General features: G+C 72.0%; 18 protein-coding genes. 9 read left to right on the plus strand and 9 right to left on the minus strand.

What is annotated here, in order from left to right:
* Window positions 1-11 precede the first annotated feature (11 nt).
* From KBZ08_RS12490 to KBZ08_RS12515, 6 genes are all read right to left on the minus strand, one after another.
* Window positions 12-959, minus strand: coding sequence for a lysylphosphatidylglycerol synthase domain-containing protein (locus tag KBZ08_RS12490; protein ID WP_254973347.1), 948 nt, complete (start codon window positions 957-959; stop codon window positions 12-14).
* Window positions 956-2,218: a polysaccharide pyruvyl transferase family protein gene (locus KBZ08_RS12495; RefSeq protein ID WP_254973348.1), complete on the minus strand. Its 1,263-nt coding sequence runs from the start codon at window positions 2,216-2,218 to the stop codon at window positions 956-958. The genes KBZ08_RS12490 and KBZ08_RS12495 overlap by 4 nt, the downstream gene beginning before the upstream one ends.
* A gap of 13 nt (window positions 2,219-2,231) precedes the next feature.
* Window positions 2,232-3,356 (minus strand): Coenzyme F420 hydrogenase/dehydrogenase, beta subunit C-terminal domain, encoded by a 1,125-nt coding sequence (locus KBZ08_RS12500; protein ID WP_254973350.1) that lies wholly within the window; start codon window positions 3,354-3,356, stop codon window positions 2,232-2,234.
* A gap of 1 nt (window position 3,357) precedes the next feature.
* Window positions 3,358-4,293: a glycosyltransferase family 2 protein gene (locus tag KBZ08_RS12505; protein WP_106220676.1), complete on the minus strand. Its 936-nt coding sequence runs from the start codon at window positions 4,291-4,293 to the stop codon at window positions 3,358-3,360.
* Window positions 4,294-4,360: 67 nt separating this feature from the next.
* A complete protein-coding gene (locus KBZ08_RS12510; protein ID WP_254973351.1) occupies window positions 4,361-5,965 on the minus strand; it encodes a hypothetical protein in 1,605 nt (534 codons plus the stop codon).
* A 62-nt stretch (window positions 5,966-6,027) separates the two neighbouring features.
* Window positions 6,028-6,990, minus strand: a complete 963-nt coding sequence (locus tag KBZ08_RS12515; RefSeq protein ID WP_254973352.1) for a bifunctional riboflavin kinase/FAD synthetase — start codon at window positions 6,988-6,990, stop codon at window positions 6,028-6,030.
* Between the two features lie 63 nt (window positions 6,991-7,053).
* Between KBZ08_RS12515 and KBZ08_RS12520 the strand changes: the two genes are divergently transcribed.
* On the plus strand, window positions 7,054-7,635 hold the full coding sequence (locus KBZ08_RS12520; RefSeq protein WP_254973354.1) for a DUF3611 family protein: 582 nt from the start codon (window positions 7,054-7,056) through the stop codon (window positions 7,633-7,635).
* Here the strand turns inward: KBZ08_RS12520 and surE are convergent.
* On the minus strand, window positions 7,620-8,438 hold the full coding sequence (surE, locus tag KBZ08_RS12525; RefSeq protein WP_106220672.1) for a 5'/3'-nucleotidase SurE: 819 nt from the start codon (window positions 8,436-8,438) through the stop codon (window positions 7,620-7,622). The two genes, KBZ08_RS12520 and surE, sit on opposite strands and share 16 nt — an antisense overlap.
* A gap of 73 nt (window positions 8,439-8,511) precedes the next feature.
* Between surE and pheS the strand changes: the two genes are divergently transcribed.
* The 4 genes from pheS to KBZ08_RS12545 are packed head-to-tail and all read left to right on the plus strand — an operon-like array spanning window position 8,512 to window position 11,670.
* Window positions 8,512-9,519, plus strand: a complete 1,008-nt coding sequence (pheS, locus tag KBZ08_RS12530) for a phenylalanine--tRNA ligase subunit alpha (RefSeq protein ID WP_106220671.1) — start codon at window positions 8,512-8,514, stop codon at window positions 9,517-9,519.
* Between the two features lie 41 nt (window positions 9,520-9,560).
* Window positions 9,561-10,487: an NAD(+) kinase gene (locus KBZ08_RS12535; protein WP_106220670.1), complete on the plus strand. Its 927-nt coding sequence runs from the start codon at window positions 9,561-9,563 to the stop codon at window positions 10,485-10,487.
* Window positions 10,484-11,164 carry a response regulator transcription factor gene (locus tag KBZ08_RS12540; protein WP_106220669.1) on the plus strand — a complete coding sequence of 227 codons (681 nt, stop codon included), beginning with the start codon at window positions 10,484-10,486 and terminating at the stop codon, window positions 11,162-11,164. Before KBZ08_RS12535 ends, KBZ08_RS12540 begins: the two co-directional genes overlap by 4 nt.
* Window positions 11,161-11,670 carry a DUF192 domain-containing protein gene (locus KBZ08_RS12545; protein ID WP_106220668.1) on the plus strand — a complete coding sequence of 170 codons (510 nt, stop codon included), beginning with the start codon at window positions 11,161-11,163 and terminating at the stop codon, window positions 11,668-11,670. Before KBZ08_RS12540 ends, KBZ08_RS12545 begins: the two co-directional genes overlap by 4 nt.
* On the opposite strand, the gene cbiE is transcribed toward KBZ08_RS12545, so the two are convergent.
* Window positions 11,624-12,919, minus strand: a complete 1,296-nt coding sequence (gene cbiE, locus KBZ08_RS12550; RefSeq protein WP_254973359.1) for a precorrin-6y C5,15-methyltransferase (decarboxylating) subunit CbiE — start codon at window positions 12,917-12,919, stop codon at window positions 11,624-11,626. The two genes, KBZ08_RS12545 and cbiE, sit on opposite strands and share 47 nt — an antisense overlap.
* A 35-nt stretch (window positions 12,920-12,954) precedes the next feature.
* On the opposite strand from cbiE, the gene KBZ08_RS12555 reads away from it, so the two are divergent.
* Window positions 12,955-13,218, plus strand: coding sequence for a hypothetical protein (locus KBZ08_RS12555; protein ID WP_106220667.1), 264 nt, complete (start codon window positions 12,955-12,957; stop codon window positions 13,216-13,218).
* Here KBZ08_RS12555 and KBZ08_RS12560 read toward each other — a convergent pair.
* Window positions 13,188-15,305 carry an acyltransferase family protein gene (locus KBZ08_RS12560; protein ID WP_254973361.1) on the minus strand — a complete coding sequence of 706 codons (2,118 nt, stop codon included), beginning with the start codon at window positions 15,303-15,305 and terminating at the stop codon, window positions 13,188-13,190. The two genes, KBZ08_RS12555 and KBZ08_RS12560, sit on opposite strands and share 31 nt — an antisense overlap.
* Before the next feature lie 107 nt (window positions 15,306-15,412).
* On the opposite strand from KBZ08_RS12560, the gene KBZ08_RS12565 reads away from it, so the two are divergent.
* The 3 genes from KBZ08_RS12565 to ribD are packed head-to-tail and all read left to right on the plus strand — an operon-like array spanning window position 15,413 to window position 19,520.
* The gene (locus tag KBZ08_RS12565) at window positions 15,413-17,920 is read left to right on the plus strand and encodes a GH116 family glycosyl hydrolase (RefSeq protein WP_254973363.1); all 2,508 of its coding nucleotides are present in this window, start codon (window positions 15,413-15,415) and stop codon (window positions 17,918-17,920) included.
* On the plus strand, window positions 17,917-18,426 hold the full coding sequence (locus KBZ08_RS12570; protein ID WP_254973364.1) for a DUF3122 domain-containing protein: 510 nt from the start codon (window positions 17,917-17,919) through the stop codon (window positions 18,424-18,426). Before KBZ08_RS12565 ends, KBZ08_RS12570 begins: the two co-directional genes overlap by 4 nt.
* The gene (gene ribD / locus KBZ08_RS12575; protein WP_254973366.1) at window positions 18,423-19,520 is read left to right on the plus strand and encodes a bifunctional diaminohydroxyphosphoribosylaminopyrimidine deaminase/5-amino-6-(5-phosphoribosylamino)uracil reductase RibD; all 1,098 of its coding nucleotides are present in this window, start codon (window positions 18,423-18,425) and stop codon (window positions 19,518-19,520) included. Before KBZ08_RS12570 ends, ribD begins: the two co-directional genes overlap by 4 nt.
* Window positions 19,521-19,523: the final 3 nt, after the last annotated feature.

Below are 19,523 nucleotides of genomic sequence, written 5' to 3' on the forward strand. Positions count from 1 at the left end.
GGAGGGCATCGTCAGGCGGCTGGCGGGGCGGCGGCGGCGGGGTCCGGGCCCAGGGCCAGGGCCACCAGGGCCAGCAGCACCTCGACCAGCAGGTAGAGGACGCGGTGGACGGCGACCACCACCAGGGAGGTGTCGGCCGCGAGGAAGGGATCCAGGGCCAGGGCCAGCACCACCTCCCGCACCCCCAGCCCCGCCGGGGCGAAGGGCACCAGGTAGCCGGCCACCCAGGCGAGGCAGTAGACGCCGATCACCGCCGGCCAGGCTGGCCCGGCACCCAGGAACGGCCGCAGACACAGCCAGAAGGACGCCCCGAGCGCGGCCCAGCCCAGCATCAGGCTCAGGCTGGCCGCCCAGGGGGGGCGCAGCCGGATCAGCCAGGGCAGCAGCCGCGAGGAGCGGCGGCGCAGCCTCGGCAGGGCCACCGCCAGGGCCCCGGCCAGGGCCAGCAGAACCGACCCCAGGGGCACCGCCAGGGTGGGTGGGACCCGGCCCACGGCCTCCAGGAGCCTCAGGTAGAAGGCGGGCTGGGCCAGCCCCAGCAGGACGACGCCGATCAGCAGGGCCGATCCGACCACCCAGCCGTTCTCGGCGAGGATCGAATCGCGGATGGCGGTGGCCGGGGCCTGGCGGGCCCGCAGCATGGCGATGCGACTGACGAACTGCCAGATGGACCCCGGCACGTACTTGGCCAGCTGGGCCAGGTTGTACATGTAGAAGCCATCGCGGCGGCTCACCGGGATGGCGCAGTGGCGCGTCGCCAGCAGCATGGCGACGTTCATCCCCAGCTTGCCGAGGACCAGCAGGACCACCACGGCCGCCAGCTCCGGTGGGGAGAACCGGGCCAGGTCCTGGACGATCACCTGCCGCCGGGTGATGGCGAAGGCGGCCACGGCGACCACGACCAGGCCGATCCAGATCCACTTCACCAGGACGCCCAGGGGGCTGGAGGGCCACTTCAAGGGGTGAGCAGCGGCTGCACCGCATCGAACTGCCGGGAGGCGAGGGCCTGCACCTCCGGCAGCGCGGCGACGATGCGGTCGCGGCGCTCCGCCCGCTCGGCGATCAGCCGTTGGATCAGGGCCACGGTGCTGGGCCGGTCGAGGTCGGCGCCGTCGAAGACCATGTCGGCCTGGCCGAAGCGCTCCATCACCTCCAGGTACTTGTGGCTCCAGCCCATCACCAGCACCGGAACGCCCACCACCAGGGCGCCGACCATGGCGTGGAAGCGGGACACCGCATGGACGTCACAGGCCCCGAGGATGCGATGGATCTGGGCGGCGTTCCAGCCATCCTCGAACCCCACCACGGACCCAGCGACGGCCGGATCGAGGTGGGACAGCGTGGCCCGCAGCAGGGGCAGGTCGTTGTTGTGGAGGCGGGTTTCCTCCGGGCCCCGGGTGGCGTTCGGGTAGAGGGCCACCCCATGGCCGAGCCCCACCAGGTCGGTGATCAGGCCCGCCAGCCAGCGGGGGTAGTCGTGGCCCGCCGCCGCCGCGCGCCGGGCGATCACGGCGCTGGGGCAGACGCCGACGATCGGCCGGCCCCGCTCCCGCAGCGCCTGCAGGGCCGCCAGCCGCCCGTCGAGGCCGGGGGCGGGGGTGCTGAGGACGAAGCGGCCCTCGAACAGAAAGGCCACATCGTCGCTGCGGCCATAGCAACCGCCCGATCCCAGCAGGCCGGCCACATGGCGCTGGGTCACCTCACCGCGGGTGTGGAGGCGGTGGCAGCGGGACAGGAACCAGTGGGCCAGCGGGCGGTTGGGCCAGGTGCGGAACGGCCCCATCGCCTGGGACAGCTTCACGACGGGGACCCCGAGAATCATGGCCGGCCAGATGGTGGCGATGTTGAAGGGCAGGAACTTGGCCCGGCCATCGATGAAGGACACCCCGGCCAGGCAGAGCAGGGCCCGCGAGCGGGCCAGCGCCCGCACCGAAGCCGGGAGCAGCCTCTGCAGGCGATGGAGCCGCAGGCCGCCGAGGAGCCGGTGCAGCACGGCCCCCGGCAGCAGCACCAGCACCAGATGGGCGGGGGTGGCCGAGAAGATCCGCACCCGGGGGTCGTTCACCAGCTGGCGGTCGACCCTGGGGTAATAGCTGAACACCTCGAAGCGCAGCTGGGGCCCGCAGCGCTCCGAAAGCACTCCGACGGCCGTGCTCAGCATCGCCTCCGCACCACGGTTGCCGTGGAAGGTGGCCGCGATGATCGCCACGGAGCTCATCGGATCCCCCGCTTCATTTCACCGACTCCAGACCCTTCTTGAGATACAGCAGCCCCCTGATCACGGGTCGGGGCAGGGCGAAGATCAGCCGGCGGCCCCAGGCGGACTCGCTCAGGCGCACGTTGGCCAGGGTCCAGAAGGCATTGAGCTGGTCGTGCCAGGTGACCGGCGCCTGGACGCGATCGGGAATCTTCAGCCCCAGCCAGCGGCCGGCCCGGGCCCGGGCCGTGACGTTGTAATGGGCCGGACCGATGCGGGCCTGGCCATCCATGATGTCGCGGATGTCGAGGGCGGAGGCCGCCACGGCACCGGATCGGGTGGCGGCGTCGAACAGGGCCTGACCCGCCTCGGTGCGGGTGATCACGGCGGTGTGTTTGATCGGGTCGTTCTTGAGCCGGAACAGCCAGATGTCCCCCATCGTGAGATCGGCGGCATAGCCGTAATGGTCATGGCAGGAGAGACATTTGCGCTCGCAGAAGAAGAACATGTTCTGGTAGTCGTTGAATGTCTTCGTGGGCCGGCGCAGCAGGGATCCATCGGCGAATTCCGCCTCCAGATGGCCGCGCCAGTGGCCGATGCGGAAGCGGTAGGCCCGCAACGGCTGGCCGGCCTGCTTCTCCAGACGGCTTGTGACGGCATCGATGAGGGCGGTGCGGGAGTTGTGGCCGCAGACCAGGGCGATGGTCAGGGCCAGCTTGGCCGCCAGGACGGGGTCCGTCCCGCAGCGCTGCCGCAGGGCGGCGATGTCGCAGGGCAGGCCCACCACCGCCACCCGCCCCTCGAAGCTGCGCAGCAGGGGCAGCACCGAGGGCAGGAAGCGGGATTCCACGTACTTGCTGCCGCGGGCGGCCAGGATCTGGTCGGGGTCGGTGGCGATCCGGAACCGGGGTCGCACCTTGCCGTCCTCCACCACCGCCACGCAGACCACGGCGCCGTCGAACAGGCCCTGGCGCAGCCCCTCGATCAGCACGGCGCTCGTGGTTCCCCCCGACGCGGCCCGCTCCCGGATCGCACCGTCGGTGGCATGGGTGAGCCAGGCCTCCCGGTAGGTGCCCACATAACGATCGATGTCCGCCGGGCTCCAGCGCTTCTTGAGAAAGCGGTCCAGAACGCTGCCGAAGGTGCGACGCTCCGCCATCTCAGGAACGGCTGCGGCGGGACTCGAAGCGGAGATCCTCGAGCAGCTTGCGATTGGCCGCAATCACATCGGTGACGAAGGCGATCAGCAGGGACTGGAAACCACCGACCAGCAGCACGGAGGCCAGGATCAGCGACTGGATGTGGCCGCCGCCCCGGCCGATCGACACCATGTAGAGATAGCGGAAGCCGATCACCGTGCCGATGCCGAAGAGCAGCGTTCCCAGCAGCGCGAAGAACCGGAACGGCCGGTAGACCACGAAGATCCGCACGATCGTGACGATGCTGCGCTGGATGTAGGAGGGGATGCTCTTGACCAGCCGGGACGGCCGCTGGAAGCCATTCACCCGCACCGGCACCGAGGTGATGCCGATGTTCTTCTGGCCCGCCTGGATGATCGTTTCCAGGGTGTAGGTGTAATCGCTGAACACCATCAGCTGCTGGGCCGCCCGGCGGCTCATGGCACGGAATCCGCTCGGGGCATCGGGAATGTCCGCGCCACTGAGGCTGCGCACCACCCCGCTGCCGAGTTTCTGGAGCAGTTTCTTGGTGGGTGAGAAGTGCTGGATCTGGCTGATGGGGCGCTCGCCCACGACGATCTCGGCCTGCTGTTCGAGAATCGGAGCCACCAGCCTGGGGATGTCACGGGCGTCGTACTGGTTGTCGGCGTCGGTGTTGACGATCACATCCGCCCCCCGGGCCAGACAGGCATCCAGCCCGGTCATGAAGCCCCGGGCCAGGCCGCGGTTGTGGAAATGGCGCACCACGTGGTCGACGCCATGGGCGAGGGCCACCGCCGCCGTGTCGTCCTGGCTGCCGTCATCGATCACCAGCCATTCCACCTGATCGAAACCCTCCACCTGGCGCGGCAACGCCGCCAGCGCCACCGGCAGGGTGGCGGCCTCGTTGAAGCAGGGGATCTGGATGATGAGCTTCACGGCCTGACCCTCAGCCGTGGCCGATGGCGGCGCCCGGCCATGGCCCTCGATGGGGGAGACGCCATGATCACATGCGGGCTCCGTTATCGGGGGCCGACCGCCCGTGGGCGGAACCCGGCTCGTGTGATGGAGGGCTGAGGAGTAGCACCAGGGAAAGGATCATCAGGGGGATCGCCGGTGCCGAATAGCGCGGAATGTTGTGGCTGAGCAGCCCGTAGGCCAGCAGCATGCCGACCGGCAGCAGGGTAAGGGCCAGAAAGGAACCATTCCTGCGGATCACGCCCAGCAGAAACAACACCACGAGGGCTCCATAGGACAGCAGCGCCAGCAGATCCTTGGCGAGAACGTAGATCGAACTGGCCTTGAAGTTGACGCCTTCATTGGGCCAGGACCAGAGGCCCCGCCAGAGGAACAGGGGGGTCATCATCAGATGGCGGCCAGGATCGGAGAGAATCATCCGTTTCGCCTTCTCCCCCACCTGTTTCTCGGCCTTTCGATTCGCATCGGGCACCCCCTGGGCCGCCGCCACGAAGATCAGCCGGTTCACCTCCGCCCCCACTTTGCGGTGATAGCTGATCACATCCTGCGGGCGACCCGCCATCGCAGCCTGGAGATCGGCCTGCTGGAAGTCGGAGCCGTAGCGGTTGATCCGCTGGTAGCGGCCGCCGGCCTGGAAGTCGGCGGGGGTGGCCCCGAGGCCCAGCAGGCGGGAGCCGTGCTGATAGAAGGACGGACCCCAGAAATGGAGGGCCCCCGGCACTTCGGAGGTCGTCATGCCGTTTTTGATGGCCCGGGCATACAGCACACGGCCACCCCTCTGGGTGAGCTGGACGGTGCCCAGCTGCAGCTGGTTGCGGATCATCCACGGCAGCACGGCCCCGGTGAACCCCAGCAGCAGCAGTGCGGCGGCCGCCAGGGGCTGCCGGCGGCGGCGCCGACCGGCGTCCCAGAGCGCGTGCAGCAGCAGAGCTCCGATGATCAGCAGGCAGACGTAGAAGAAGATCGCCTTGGTCAGGCTCAACAGGCCGAAGCAGAGTCCGGCGGCCAGAAACCAGCGGCGGCGGGAGGTGCGGACGGCCAGCACCAGGAACAGACTGGACCAGAGCAGCATCACACTCGCCTGCAGCTCCGTGTAGAGCGTGTCGACGAACATCGGCACGGCAAAGAAGAAATACCCCACCAGCACCGTGGCGATCACCACCAGCAACACCCGACCCGTGAGCACCTGGCAGAGCAGGGCCGTCGCCACCAGACCCAGCGCCGCCCAGTAAAGATTGGCCCCCTTCACGGCGCGGGCGCCGGGCCCCGCCACCAGCTCCTGATAGGAAGGCGCCTGGCCAGCCAGGGTCAACAGTTTCAGGTGGCCGGCGGTGACCAGATTCGGGACCGGCTCCCTCGCATTGGAGGCGGAAAAGGGTGCCCGTTCGGCGGTCGAAAACACACCATGGCTGGCCAGATTATGGGCCAGGCGCAGATTCACCAGGGCGTCCTTCTGACTGCCGGCCTCGGTGATCTGCGTGGCGCCGAGGGCCAGCATCGCCAGGATGGTCAGCCCGACGATCAGCACCCTGATGCGGCCGGCACGACATCCAAACCGTCGCGACTGGCTGTCGATCCAGGCATCGAATCGATCCGAGCCCTTGGTGACGAAGCTGGAAAGAATTCCGCCCATCACCCGTCGCCGGTCCGCCCCAGACAGTATCAGCAGTGAACCGGAACCGCCACGGCACCGCTTCAGCCGTCGGCGGGCAACAGGGCCTCCCCCCCGGCGCTGCGACACATCTCCAGGGCGCGATCGGCGTCCAGCTGGATCTGGCGGCTGAGGGCCTCGAGGTCGGCGAACGCCTGCTGCCGCCGCAGCAGCCCCAGGGGCTGCACGGTCAGCCGGGCCCCCGCCAGCTCCAGCCGCCGCTGCAGCAGGTGCACCTCCACCGCCGACGGGGCCAGGGGGTCCACCGTGGGCTGGGGCCCCAGGTTCATCACCCCCGCCATCGGCCCCTCGCCGCCGTCGCGCCAGGCCAGGGCCGCATAGACCCCTTCCAGCGGCAGGAACTTGCGCCCGTCCACCGCCAGGTTGGCGGTGGGCCAGCCCAGCTGGCGCCCCAGGCCCCGGCCACTCACCACCTGGCCGCTGAAGCGGTAGGGACGCTCCAGAAGGCGGGCCGCCTCGTCGATGTCGCCGGCCGCCAGGGCCCGCCGGATGCGGCTGCTGCTCACCCGCTCGGCCCCGTCCCAGAGCATCGGCACCACCTGGACATCGATGCCGAGGCTGGCGCCGATGCGGGCCAGGTCGTCCACGTCCCCGCGGCGATCGACCCCGAAGCGGAAGTTGGTGCCCACCGCGATGCGGCGGGCCTGGAGCCGTTCGGCCAGCACCTGGCGCACGAACGGCTCCGGGGTCAGTGCCGCCAGCTCGCGGGTGAAGGGCACCAGCACCAGCTGGGCGATGCCGAGGGGTTCGAGCAGCTCCAGCTTCTCCTCCGGCAGATCCAGACGCAGCCGCGTCTCGCCGTGGAGCACCTCCCGGGGGTGGGGCCAGAAACTGACCACCGTGGGCACGGCCCGCTCCCGGGCGGCGGGCATGGGGGCGGTGACGGCGGCGATCACGCGACGGTGTCCCCGATGCAGGCCATCGAAGCTGCCCAGGGCGACGGCGGTGGGGCGCAGGGCGCTGGAGGGGTCGTGAAGCGGGATCAACGGCCTCGGCCCTCGCCGGCTGGATCCTCCCATGCCAAGTTTGGGAGCACCGATCCCGTCTCCATGGCCGACCAGCTGGATCTGCAGCGCATGGCCGACGCCCTACGCCGCACGGGCTGGGTGCGCTTCTGGGTCCAGCTGGCCCTCGGGGTGGTGGTGGTGGTGGTCCTGATGTTCAACAACATCGGCGGCCGGCTGGCGGCCAACTCCTCCCGCGCCCTGGGGCTGGGCCCCGGCCTTTCCCTCACCACCCTCTCGTTCCTGGTTCTGCTCTGGAGTCTGTGGCAATCCTGGCTGGTGGTGCGCTGCGGCCGTGCCCTGGCCAGCCCGGTGCGCCCCAGCCGGGGGGAGACCGCCCGCCTGGTGAAGCGGGGCCTGGTGGCCGACATGGCCGGACTCACCCTGGCCTCCGTGGGCTACCAGGCCCTGGCCGGCAGCCTGTTCGTGCAGGCCTCCCAGCAGGTGCCGGGCTTCCTCGGGGCCCAGCTGCCGGCGACGCCGGGCAGCGGCGGCCGGGTGGTGGGCCTGCCGATCACCTCGATCGAGATGCTCTCGGTGCTCAGCAACACCCAGGTGCTGTTCGCCCACGTGCTCGCCCTGATCATCAGCCTCTGGCTGCTGCAACGGATCTACCGCAGGAGCTGATCCCGGCGCCCGAGAGCCTCCACGGGCGGCAGCGACGCCACCGGACCGCGCCAGAACAGCTCCGGCTGCAGGGGCGTCAGGGACGGTCCCCCCTGCTGCACCCAGGCCACATCGGTGGGCCACTCAGCGGGACCGGCGCCGGTGCCCTCCAGATCGTCGACCACCTCGCCGGCCAGCCAGTAGTAGGTACGGCCGCGGGGATCGGTGCGCTTTTCGAACTGATCGATGTAACGCCGCACCGCCGTGCGGCACCAGCGCAGCGGGGCGAGGGCATCGGCGGGCCGCGGCGGCACGTTGAGATTGAGCAGCAGCCCCTCGGGCCAGCCGCCGGCCAGCATCCGCTCGGCCACATCAAGGGCCAGCGCCGCCGCCGCCTCGAAGCGGCGCCAGTGGAAATCGGCGCTGCTCACCGCCAGGGCCGGCAGGCCCTCGATCGTGCCCTCCATCGCCGCCGACACGGTGCCCGAATAGAGCACGTCGGTGCCGAGGTTGGGGCCGTGGTTGATGCCCGAGAGCACCAGATCCGGCGGCTGCTCCAGCAGCCGGAACAGGGCCAGCTTGACGCAGTCGGAGGGGGTGCCGCTGCAGGCCCAGGCCGTGACGCCCGCCGCGAACAGCTCATCGGCCCGCTCCGCCCGCAGCGGCGTCTGGAGGGTGAGTCCATGGCCCGTGGCGGACCGTTCCCGGTCCGGGCAGACCACGGTGACCGTGTGGCCGCGGCCGGCCGCCTCGGCCGCCAGGGCCTGGATGCCGTCGGCGAAGACCCCGTCGTCGTTGCTGATCAGGATCCGGAGCGCTGCCATCGACCCTGAACAGGGGACTGCCGGCAAGCTAGACGCTGCTGCCTACAGTCGCTTCCTCCCCCCGATCCGTGCCGTGAGCGCCACCGTCAGCCTGCAGCAGCTCACCGACCAGCTGGAGCGCCTGGAGGCGGAGGCCGCCGACGCCATCGCCGCCGCCGGGGACGCCGCGGCCCTCGAGGAGCTCCGGGTGGGCCTGCTGGGCAAGAAAGGGCGCCTCTCCGGGGTGCTCGGCGCCATGGGCCGGCTCCCCGGCGACGAGCGCCCCCTGGTGGGCCAGCGGGCCAACCGCCTCAAGGACCAGGTGCAGCAGCTGCTGGGAGCCCGGCTCGAGGCCGTGCGCAGCGCCGCCATGGCGGAGCGGCTGGAGCGGGAGCGGATCGACGTGACGGCGGCCTGCAGTTACGTGCCGCCGGGCCACCGCCATCCGCTGCAGAGCACGATCGAGGAGATCGTCGACATCTTCGCCGGCCTCGGCTACCGGGTATCCGAAGGGCCCGAGATCGAGACCGACCACTACAACTTTACCGCCCTCAACATCCCGGAACATCACCCGGCCCGGGACATGCAGGACACCTTCTATCTGGGGGGTGACCGGCTGCTGCGCACCCACACCTCGCCGGTGCAGATCCGCCATCTCGAGGCCAACCCGCCGCCGGTGCGGGTGATCGCCCCCGGCCGGGTCTACCGCCGCGATGCGGTGGATGCCACCCACTCGCCGGTGTTCCACCAGGTGGAGGTGCTCGCCCTCGACGAGGGCCTGGACTTCAGCCACCTGCGCGGCACGGTCACCACCTTCCTGCAGCAGTTCTTCGGCGACCTGCCGGTGCGGTTCCGGGCCAGCTACTTCCCCTTCACCGAGCCCTCCGCCGAGGTGGACGTGCAGTGGCGGGGGCGCTGGCTGGAGGTGATGGGCTGCGGCATGGTGGATCCGGCGGTGCTGGAGGGGCTGGGCATCGATCCGGAGCGCTGGAGCGGTTTCGCCGCCGGTCTGGGGGTGGAGCGGTTCTGCATGGTGCGCCACGGCATCGACGACATCCGCAGGCTGTTCAACAGCGATCTGCGCTTCCTGGAGCAGTTCTGATCTCCCCCCATAAACTCGATGGGCCCCCACGAGCGCGATCGGTGCCCCGGGTCGGACTGATCGTCAACGACGGCAAGGATCTGGCGATCAGCACCGCCGACCTGATCGAGAACCGGCTGACCGCCGCCGGGCTGGAGGTGGCGCGGGTCAGCAGCTCCGGTGGCGTGGTGGGCTTCGCCAACCCCGACCAGCACCTGCGCTCCCGGGGCTACGCCGCCTGCGTGCCGGCCAGCTTCGACGAGGAGATGGCCCTGGCGCTGGTGCTGGGGGGGGACGGAACCGTCCTCTCCGCCGCCCGCCAGACCGCCCCGATCGGGGTGCCGATCCTGACGATCAACACCGGCCACCTGGGCTTCCTGGCCGAGGCCTACCTCAAGGATCTGGACCAGGCCCTGGCCCAGGTGGTGGCCGGGGAATGGACCGTGGAGGAGCGCTCCATGCTCGTGGTGAGCGTGATGCGGGGGGAGCAGCGGCGCTGGGAGGTGCTCTGTCTCAACGAGATGGCCCTGCACCGGGAGCCGCTCACCAGCATGTGCCACTTCGAGATCGCCATCGGCCGCCACGCCCCCGTCGACATCGCCGCCGACGGGGTGATCCTCTCCTCCCCCACCGGCTCCACCGCCTACGCCCTCAGCGCCGGCGGACCGGTGATCACCCCCGACTGTCCGGTGCTGCAGCTGACGCCGATCGCCGCCCATTCCCTCGCCTCCCGTGCCCTGGTGTTCAGCGACCAGGAGCCGGTGACCGTGTTCCCCGCCACCCCCGAGCGGCTGATGATGGTGGTCGACGGCAGCGCCGGCTGTTACGTCTGGCCCGAGGACCGGGTGCTGGTGCGGCGCAGCGAGCATCCCGTCCGCTTCGTGCGGCTGGCCGACCACGAGTTCTTCCAGGTGCTGCGCAACAAGCTGGGCTGGGGCCTGCCCCACGTGGCGAAGCCCTCCAGCAGCCACGCCGACGCCCCCCTGTGACCGCGTCCCTGCCACCGACCGTGGTGCTGCTGGTGGGCCCGGAGGCCGCCGGCCTGGCGCCGCGGCTGGAGGTCTCCGGCTACCGGACCGCGCTGGAGGAGTCAGGGGAGGACCTGCCGGCGGCGGTGGTCCTCTCGCCCGGCAGCGAAGAGCGGATACCGGAGCTGCGCCGCCGGCTGGGGGCCCGCCCGCTGCTGCTCGGCATCACCAGCGACAGCGTCGAGAGCCGCAGCCGCTGCCTGGAGTGGGGCGCGGATGACTTCTGGCTGCCCAGCCAGGGCACGAGCGACCTGCTCACCCGGCTGCGGCTGCACCTGGGCTTCGCCCGGCGCCAGGCCCCCACGCCGGTGTCCACCCTGCTGAAGGTGGCGGATCTGCGCGTCGACCCGGTGGCCTGCCAGGGCTGGCGCGGCCAGCGCCAGCTCAGCCTGACCGCCCGGGAATACCAGCTGCTGCTGCTGCTGCTGCGCCACAAAGGCACGGTGGTGAGCCGGGAGCAGATCCTCGAGGAGATCTGGGCCGACCAGGGGGGCGGCGCCAGCAACGTGATCGAGGTCTATGTGCGCTACCTGCGCCAGAAGCTGGAGCAGGAGGGGGAACCGCGGCTGATTCACACCGTGCGGGGCCGGGGCTACTGCCTCCGGGACGGGCGACCGCCCGTGGCCCCGGGGCCATGAGGGGTCCCTTCCTCCGGAGCCTGGCGGTCGCCGGCGCGGTCGGGCTGATCGGCTGCGGTCCGGGGCACACCCAGAGCCCGCCCCAGTTCCTGCCAATCAGCGCCCAGTGGTGCCTGGAGGGTCCGGCGCCGCCCCGCTGCATCCAGCTGGAGGTGCCCCGGGGGGAGCGCCAGTACGCCATGGGGCTGCAGCTGCGGCCGCCCCTGCCGCCCCTGCGCGGCATGTGGTTCCCCTACGACCCCCCGGCGGTGGCGCGCTTCTGGATGCACCGCACCCCCGAACCCCTGGACATGCTGTTCATCCACAACGGCCGGGTCATCGCCCTGGAGAGCCCCGCCCGCCCCTGCATGCACCTGCCCTGCCCCAGCTACGGCCCCGACACGCCGGTGGACGGGGTGCTGGAGCTGGCGGCGGGCCAGGCCGCTGCCCTCGGCATCACCGTGGGCACCCCGGTGCGGATCACGCCGCTGCCGGGAGCGACCCCTTCAGCACCAGCACCGGATTGAGGGGCGCCAGGCGGGTGCCCTCCGCCAGGGGGGCGCCGCGCCAGGCCTGGATCTGGCTGACGGTCACCCCCAGGCCGGCCTGCTCCAGCACGGGCCTGAGCTGGGCCAGGGCTTCGACGGTGGCCAGGGGCAGGACCACCACCCCGCCGGGCCGCAGCCGGCCCAGCACCGCCTCAAGCACCTCGCGGCGGCCCCGGCCGCCGCCGCCGATCAGCACCCGGTCGGGATCGGGCAGGGACCCCAGGGCCGCCGGAGCCTCCCCCTCAAGCACCGCCATGGGCCGCACCCCCAGCCGCTCCGCATTGGCGCCGATCAGGGCGGCGGCCCCGGGCCGGCGTTCCACCGCCCACAGCTCCAGGGCAGGGCGCAGGCGCAACGCCTCCAGCCCCACCGACCCCACGCCGGCGCCGATGTCCCAGAGCACCCCGAGTCCGGGAAGCTCCAGGTCGGCCAGCAGCTGGACGCGCACTTCCCGCTTGGTCATCAGCCCCGGCTGGTCTGCATGTTGCAGCCAGAGCCCGTCGGGGATGCCGAACAGGGGCAGGGCCTCCGGCGCCGGCACAGCAGGCTGGAGTGCGATCAGCAGCACCAGGTGCAGGGGATCGAGATCGGGCGGCAGCGGATCGGCGGGGGCCAGCCGCTGCAGCCGCTCCGCCGGATGGCCCAGGCGTTCCCCCAGCCAGAGCTCATAGGCCGCCTCCAGCCCCGACGCCCGCAGGATCCGGCGCACGGCGTCGGCACCGCCGCGGGCCGGGTCGGTGAGCACCGCCAGGGCGGCGGGCCGCTGCTGCAACCGGGCCGCCAGCGGCTCGGGATCGCGCCCGTGGAGGCTGATCCAGGAGGCGTCCTGCCAGGGCCGGCCCAGGCGGGCGAAGGCCAGCTGCAGGGAGGTGGGGGCCGGATGGAAGCGGAGCCGTTCGGCGGGCAGGTGCTGGAGCAGCAGGCGGCCGATGCCGAACCAGAGGGGGTCACCGCTGGCGAGCAGCACCACCCGCTGGCCGGCGGCGAGGGCCCGCTCCAGCCGCGGCAGCAGTTCGGCGGGCTTGTCGCTGGCCAGCAGCTCCGGGGCGGGGGCGCCGTCGCGCCAGGCCTCGAGGTCGGCCAGGAGCCGCCGCGGGGCCGCCACCAGGTCGGCCCGGCGGATCCTGTCCTGCCAGGGGCGGGAGAGACCCGCCAGGCCGGCGGCATCGGTGCCCAGCACCTCCAGCAGCGAACCCTCCAGCCGTGCCCCTGACCCACTTCTGGCCATGATGCTCCCGCATGTGCCGGTCCCAACCCCTGACCATGAGCGATCGACGCCAGAGGATCCACACCCTGGTGCTGGCCCTGCTGGCCCACCAGAGTGACCTCGAGCTGCTCGATGACGACCGCTCCGGTCCCGGCGGCCATCCGCTCGGGAGCGGCGGGGACGCCGGCAACTGGCTGGAGCGCAACCGTCGCGTGGTGCAGCGCTACCAGTCGCTGGTGCGCAGCGCCGTGACCCTCGATGCCCTGATCGAGCAGGAACTGGGCAGCGATCAGCTGGGCGGCGGCGCCGGCCCCGGCTGAGCCTCGAGGAAGGCCATCAGGCGCGGATAGAGCAGCAGGGCGCCCGCGTTCGTGAGGTGGGTCTCGTCGCTGTAGAGCAGCGTCCCGGCGCGGACACTGGAGCAGACCGCCTGCGACGGAGGGCAGATGCTGTCGAAGGGGCTGAACAGGCGGGTGCCGGCCAGATCCCGGATGGACCGCTCCTGCAGGCGCTGGGCCGGGGCGATGGCGGCCAGCTCCTGCCGGCGGGGCCGCAGCACAGGCTGGCACTGGGGACCCAGGGACCAGGCGGGACGGAACCATTCCGCCTGGCAGAGGGTGAGCGGGCCGCCGATCTTCTCCTGCGGGAAGGTGGGCAGGGGGCCGAACACCACCAGTGCCCCGCCGGCGCGGCTCACCGCGGCATCGAAGCGGCGCAGGGCAGCGGTGTAGGAGGCCTCGGCGCTGCGGAGGGCCGCCCCCCGGGCACCCTCCAGGTAGCCGGCCAGATTCGACACCAGCACGACCCGGTCCCCGGGCCGCAGGCGGGCCAGCACCCGGCGCTCCTCGTTGTCGGCGTAGGGCCGGCAGCGGCGGTAGCGGGCCGGCACCGGGGCGCCCTCCCCCCAGCGGGAGAAGAAGGGCACCGGACAGCCGCCCCGGGCCATGAAGGCCACGTTGAAACGGCCGCTGGCCAGCAGCTTCTCCCCCAGGGGGATCAGCACATGGGTGTGGCTGTCCCCCAGGAAGAACAGGGTGGGAAGATCCTTCCCCTTCGCTGCCAGGGCCAGGCAGGGGTCGGGACCATCGCCCCGGGCGACCGGATCGGTGGGCTCCTGGAAGCAGTGGACCGTGTCGACGGTCGTGCCGCCGATGCGCTTCATGTTGGCCGTGGTGCCGACGGTGTGGCGGCGCTCACCGACGAAGAGCCGGCCCTGCAGGGGCCCCTGCAGGCCCGCACTGAAGGCGGCGACCAGCACGGTCATGGCCGGGTAGGCGAGGCCCGAGCGACCCAGGCCGGGGATGGCGGGGTGGCCGTAGCGGAACAGGCACTCGAGCCGGTAGGAGAGGGCGGTGCAGAGGGTGATCAGCACCAGCACCGGCAGCAGGGTGACGGCGTTGAACCCCACCGTCCAGCGGGCCAGCACAATCACCGGCCAGTGCCACAGATAGAGCGAGTAGGACACCATGCCGATGGCCAGGCAGCCGGGGTGGCACAGCCAGCGGCCGAGGCCCCCGGCGGGCCGGAGCAGCAGCAGCAGCACCGCCGTCAGCGCCGTGATCCCCAGGGTGGTGCCCAGCCGCCAGGCCTCCGGCAGCAGCAGCAGGGCCAGCAACGCCACCAGGGCCACGGTGGCCAGGGGCTGGCGCCAGCGGGGCAGCGCCAGCCGCTGGCCCAGGTCGCGGGCGCTGCCGCTGCCGCGATGGAGCAGGTAGGCGCCGCAACCCGCCGTCAGTTCCCAGAACCGGGCGGTGGTGAGGAAGAAGGCCCGCTCGCCGTTGCCGCCCAGGCTCAGGCCCAGATAAAGCGCCAGGGACAGGGCCAGCAGCAGCAGGCTGCCCAGCTTGAGCCGCCGCAGCGCGCCGGCGCCGGAGCCGGCCACCCCCAGGCCGCAGAGCAGCAGCACCGCCGGCCAGACCAGATAGAACTGCTCCTCCACCCCCAGCGACCAGGTGTGCATGAAGGCGTTGAAGTGGTTGTCGGTGGCGAAGTAGTTCGAGCCCTGCCGGAGCAGATAGAGATTGGAGACGCCGAACAGGGCGGCCAGGCCGGTGCGCATCACCGGTGCGAAGAAATCATCGAGCGGCGAAACCACCATCGAGAACAGGGCCGAGACGACGGCGATGTTCACCACCAGCGCCGGCATCAGCCGCCGGATGCGGCGTCCATAGAAACGGCGCAGGAACTGCCAGCGGCTGCCGTCCCGCCGCGCCAGCAGCGACGACGTCACCACGTAGCCCGAGATCACGAAGAAGATGTCCACCCCGAGGAAGCCCCCCGGCAGCCAGCGGGGATCAAGGTGGTTGATCAGCACGGCGAGGACGGCCACGGCCCGCAGGCCGTCGATCTCGGGCCGGTAGGCCCTCGAGCGCTGCGGCGGCCGGAGGCCCGCGCCGAAAAGCCGCACCAGAGAATTCACGCCGCCCCGACGATTGCAGGCAGGGTAATGGCGATCTGGACGGGCCCTCGCTGAGGGGCCAGCTCTGACAAGCTGGGCCCACCTCGTCTGGCCCCATGGCGCCCTTCGGCCTCTCCGCTCTCCAGAACCTGCGGCGCGGCAGGAATCCCTGGCAGCCTCCCGAGGCCAGCTGGTCGCGGCCCTTCGGCCAGGGCTGGAGCCAGCCCTATACGGTGCGCTACGCCAGCAACCTCGACGACGGCCCCAACCACGGCATGCCCCTGGGGGGCTTCGGAGCCGGCTGCCTGGGGCGGGGCATCGACGGCGCCTTCAACCTCTGGCACCTCGACGGCGGCGAGCACTGGTTCGGCGTGCTGCCCGACTGCCAGTTCGCCCTGTTCGAGAGGGACAGCGACGGGCGCCGGGCCCATGCCCTCGCCACGCAGCCCGAGGGCGACGCTTCCCGTCCGGGGAGTGGCCCACCCCTTTCAGCCTGGAGCTGGTATCCCGCCGCCACGCCGGAGCAGCCGAGCGGCACCGTGGCGGTGCGCTACCCGATCAGCTCGCACCACTACGCCTCCGTGTTCAGCGCTGACGTGCGCTGTGAGGCCTTCAGCCCGATCCTTCCAGGGGACTACCGGCGCACCAGTTACCCCGTCGCCGTCTTCGCCTGGACGTTCAGCAACCCAACGAACCAGCCGCTGGATCTGTCCCTGCTGCTGAGCTGGCGCAACACCGTCGGCTGGTTCACCAACACCGACCCGGCGGCGGAGGTCCACTTCCGGGATGACGGCAGCCCGGAGCACAACTACGTGCCGGCGATCGGCCGCGGCAAGGGGCAGCGCAACCGCTGGGTCGACGGGGCCGGCCTCAAGGGTCTGCTGCTGGAGGGGGAGCGCTCCCAGCCCCTGGCCGAGGGTGAAGGGCAGTGGTGTCTGGCGGTGCCCGACGGGGCGGCGCTGAACCACCCGGGGCTGGAGGTGTTCCGGTGCAGCCGCTGGGATCCCAGCGGCGACGGGGCCGAACTCTGGGAACCCTTCAGCCGCGACGGCGCGATCCCCGACAGCGACAACGACCGCCGCAGCACCGGCGACGATCCCCTCAGCGCCGCCCTGGCGGTGCGCTTCCGCCTGGAGCCCGGGGCCGCGCTCGAGCTGCCGGTGGTGATCAGCTGGGACCTGCCGGTGACGGCCTTCGCCACCGGCACCCGGGCCCTGCGCCGCTACACCGACTTCTTCGGCACCGATGGCGAGAGCGCTGCGGCCATCGCCGGCGAAGCCCTGGCCGACTGGCGCGACTGGCACGCCGCGATCGAAGCCTGGCAGGCGCCGGTGGCGGGGCGCCACGACCTGCCGGAACCCCTGCGCATGGCGCTGCTCAACGAGCTCTACGACCTGGCCAGCGGCGGCAGCCTCTGGACAGCCGCCAGCCCCGGCGATCCCGTGGGCCGCTTCGGGGTGCTCGAGTGCCTCGACTACGCCTGGTACGAAAGCCTCGACGTGCGGCTGTACGGCTCCTTCGCCCTGCTGCAGCTCTGGCCCGAGCTCGACAAGGCGGTGCTGCGCAGCTTCGCCCGCGCCATCCCGGCCGCCGATCCGACTCCGCGGCCGATCGGCTGGTACTTCACCCAGGGGCGGGGCCGGGTGGAGGCCCCCCGCAAGGTGGCCGGCGCCACCCCCCACGACCTCGGGGCCCCCAACGAGCGCCCCTTCGACGCCACCAACTACACCGCCTACCAGGACTGCAACCTCTGGAAGGACCTGGCCAGCGATTTCGTGCTGCAGGTCTGGCGCACCTACCGCCTGGCCCCCAGCGGCCCGGACATCGCCTTCCTGGCGGACTGCTGGCCGGCGGCGGTGACCGCCCTGGACTACCTCAAGCGCTTCGACGTCAATGACGACGGACTGCCCGACAACGGCGGTGCCCCGGACCAGACCTTCGACGACTGGCCCCTGCAGGGGGTGAGCGCCTACTGCGGCGCCCTCTGGATCGCCGCCCTTGAGGCCGCCCTAGCCATCGGCCAGCAACTGCAGCTGGAGCTGGGGCTCGACACCGCCGAGGAGCAGCGGCGCTTCGGCGGCTGGCTGGAGCAGTCCCGAAGCCATTTCGATGCCCTGCTCTGGAACGGCGAGTACTACGCCATCGATGCCGGCAGCGGCACCCCGGTGGTCATGGCCGACCAGCTCTGCGGCGACTTCTACGCCCGCCTGCTGGGGCTCCCGCCGGTGGTGGCCGACGAGCGGGCCCGCTCGGCCCTGAACGCGATCCGCCAGGCCTGCTTCGAGTCCTTCGAGGGGGGCCGCCTCGGGGTGGCCAACGGGCTGCGCCGCGACGGCACCCCCCTCGATCCGAAGGGCACCCATCCCCTGGAGGTCTGGACCGGCATCAACTTCGGTCTGGCCGCCTACTACCGGCTGATGGACCAGACCGCCACCGCCTTCGCCATCACCGGGGCCGTCGTGCACCAGGTGTACGAGGGGGGCCTGCAGTTCCGCACCCCGGAGGCCATCACCGCCGCCGGCACGTTCCGCGCCTGCCACTATCTGCGGGCCATGGCGATCTGGGCCCTCTGGGCCACCCACACCGGCTGGCAGCCGATCCCCGGCGCCGATCGCCAGCCATGAACCACCGGACCGGCGGGCTGATCGACGTTCTGCTGCTGGCGCCCCTGCTGGCCCTGATCCTGGCTGTGACCCCGGCGCCGGCCCTGGCCCAGGTCCATGCCCACCCCGATGCCCAGGGCACGCCGGTGGTGCGCAGCCTCGAGAGCCTGCGCGACCTCGACGATCAGAGCTGGCAGGTGGTGGCCTACCGGGAAGGGCCGCCTGGGGGACCGCTGCGGCTGCGGATCGTCGGCTACCCCGGCAAGGTGCGCCTGGACCATCCCACCGCCCTCGAGGTGCGCAGCGGCCGGCTGCGCTGGGACCTGGAGGACGTCACCCTGGCCAGCGCCGCCCTCGCCGGCGACACCCGTTCCGCCGCGGCCGAATTTGATCTGGCGCCGCTGCTGGCCGATCTGGACCGCGACCGCCCCCTGCGGCTGCGGCTGCCACGGGTGTTCAGTGAACTGGCGGTGCCCCCCTACGTGGTGGCCGAATGGCGCACCCTCCCGGACGCCCCTGCCCCATGAGCCCCGGCTGCCCCTGGCGCCGGTGGATGGCCCGGGCGCTGCAGCTGGCCGCCCTCGCCGAGGGGCGCACCAGCCCCAATCCCCTGGTGGGAGCCCTGGTGCTCGACGCCGACGAGACGCTGGTGGGAGAGGGATTCCATGCCCGTGCCGGCGAGGCCCATGCGGAGGTGGGGGCCCTGGCCCAGGCGGGCGAACGGGCCCGGGGCGGCACCCTGGTCGTGACCCTGGAACCCTGCTGCCACCACGGCCGCACCCCCCCCTGCAGCGAGGCGGTGCTCGCCGCCGGCATCGCCCGGGTGGTGCTGGCCATGGCCGACCCCAACCCGCGGGTGGCCGGCGGCGGCATCACCCGGCTGCGGGACGGAGGCCTGGAGGTGATCGAAGGGGTGATGGAAGCCGAGGCGCGCCGCCTCAACCGGCCCTTTCTGCATCGGATCGCCACCGGCCGGCCCCTGGGGATCCTCAAATGGGCCATGAGCCTGGATGGGCGCACGGCGCTCCCCAACGGCGTCAGCCAGTGGATCAGCGGCCCGGGGGCCCGGGACTGGGTGCACCACCTGCGGGCCCGCTGCGATGCGGTGATCGTGGGGGGCGGCACGGTGCGGGCCGACGACCCCCTGCTCACCAGCCGGGGGCGGCGCACCCCGGAGCCGCTGCGGGTGGTGCTCAGCCGCGGCCTGGATCTGCCGGCGGCGGCCCAGCTGTGGGATCCGGCTCCGGCAGCGACGCTGCTGGTCCATGGGCCGGAGGCGCCGCAGGATCGCCGCGACCGGTTCGATCGGCTGGGGGTGGAGCGCCTGGCCCTGGAGGCCTGCGAACCGGCGGCGCTGGCGATCGCCCTGGCCCGGCGGGGCTGCAACCGGGTGCTGTGGGAATGCGGGCCGGTGCTGGCGGCGGCGGCCCTGCACCAGGGCTGCGTGCAGCAGCTGGCCGCGGTGATCGCACCGACACTGCTCGGTGGCCTCCCCGCCCGCACACCCCTGGCGGACCTCGGCCTGGAGAACCTGGAGGACGGCTGGTCCCTGTCGGAGGCGGCCACCGGCTGGCTGGGCCGGGACCTCCTCTGGCAGGGTGCTGTGGTCGGTCCCACCTGAGGG

It is taken from the genome of Cyanobium sp. Candia 9D4 (assembly GCF_024346155.1).
GTDB classification, from domain to species: Bacteria; Cyanobacteriota; Cyanobacteriia; order PCC-6307; family Cyanobiaceae; genus Cyanobium; species Cyanobium minutissimum.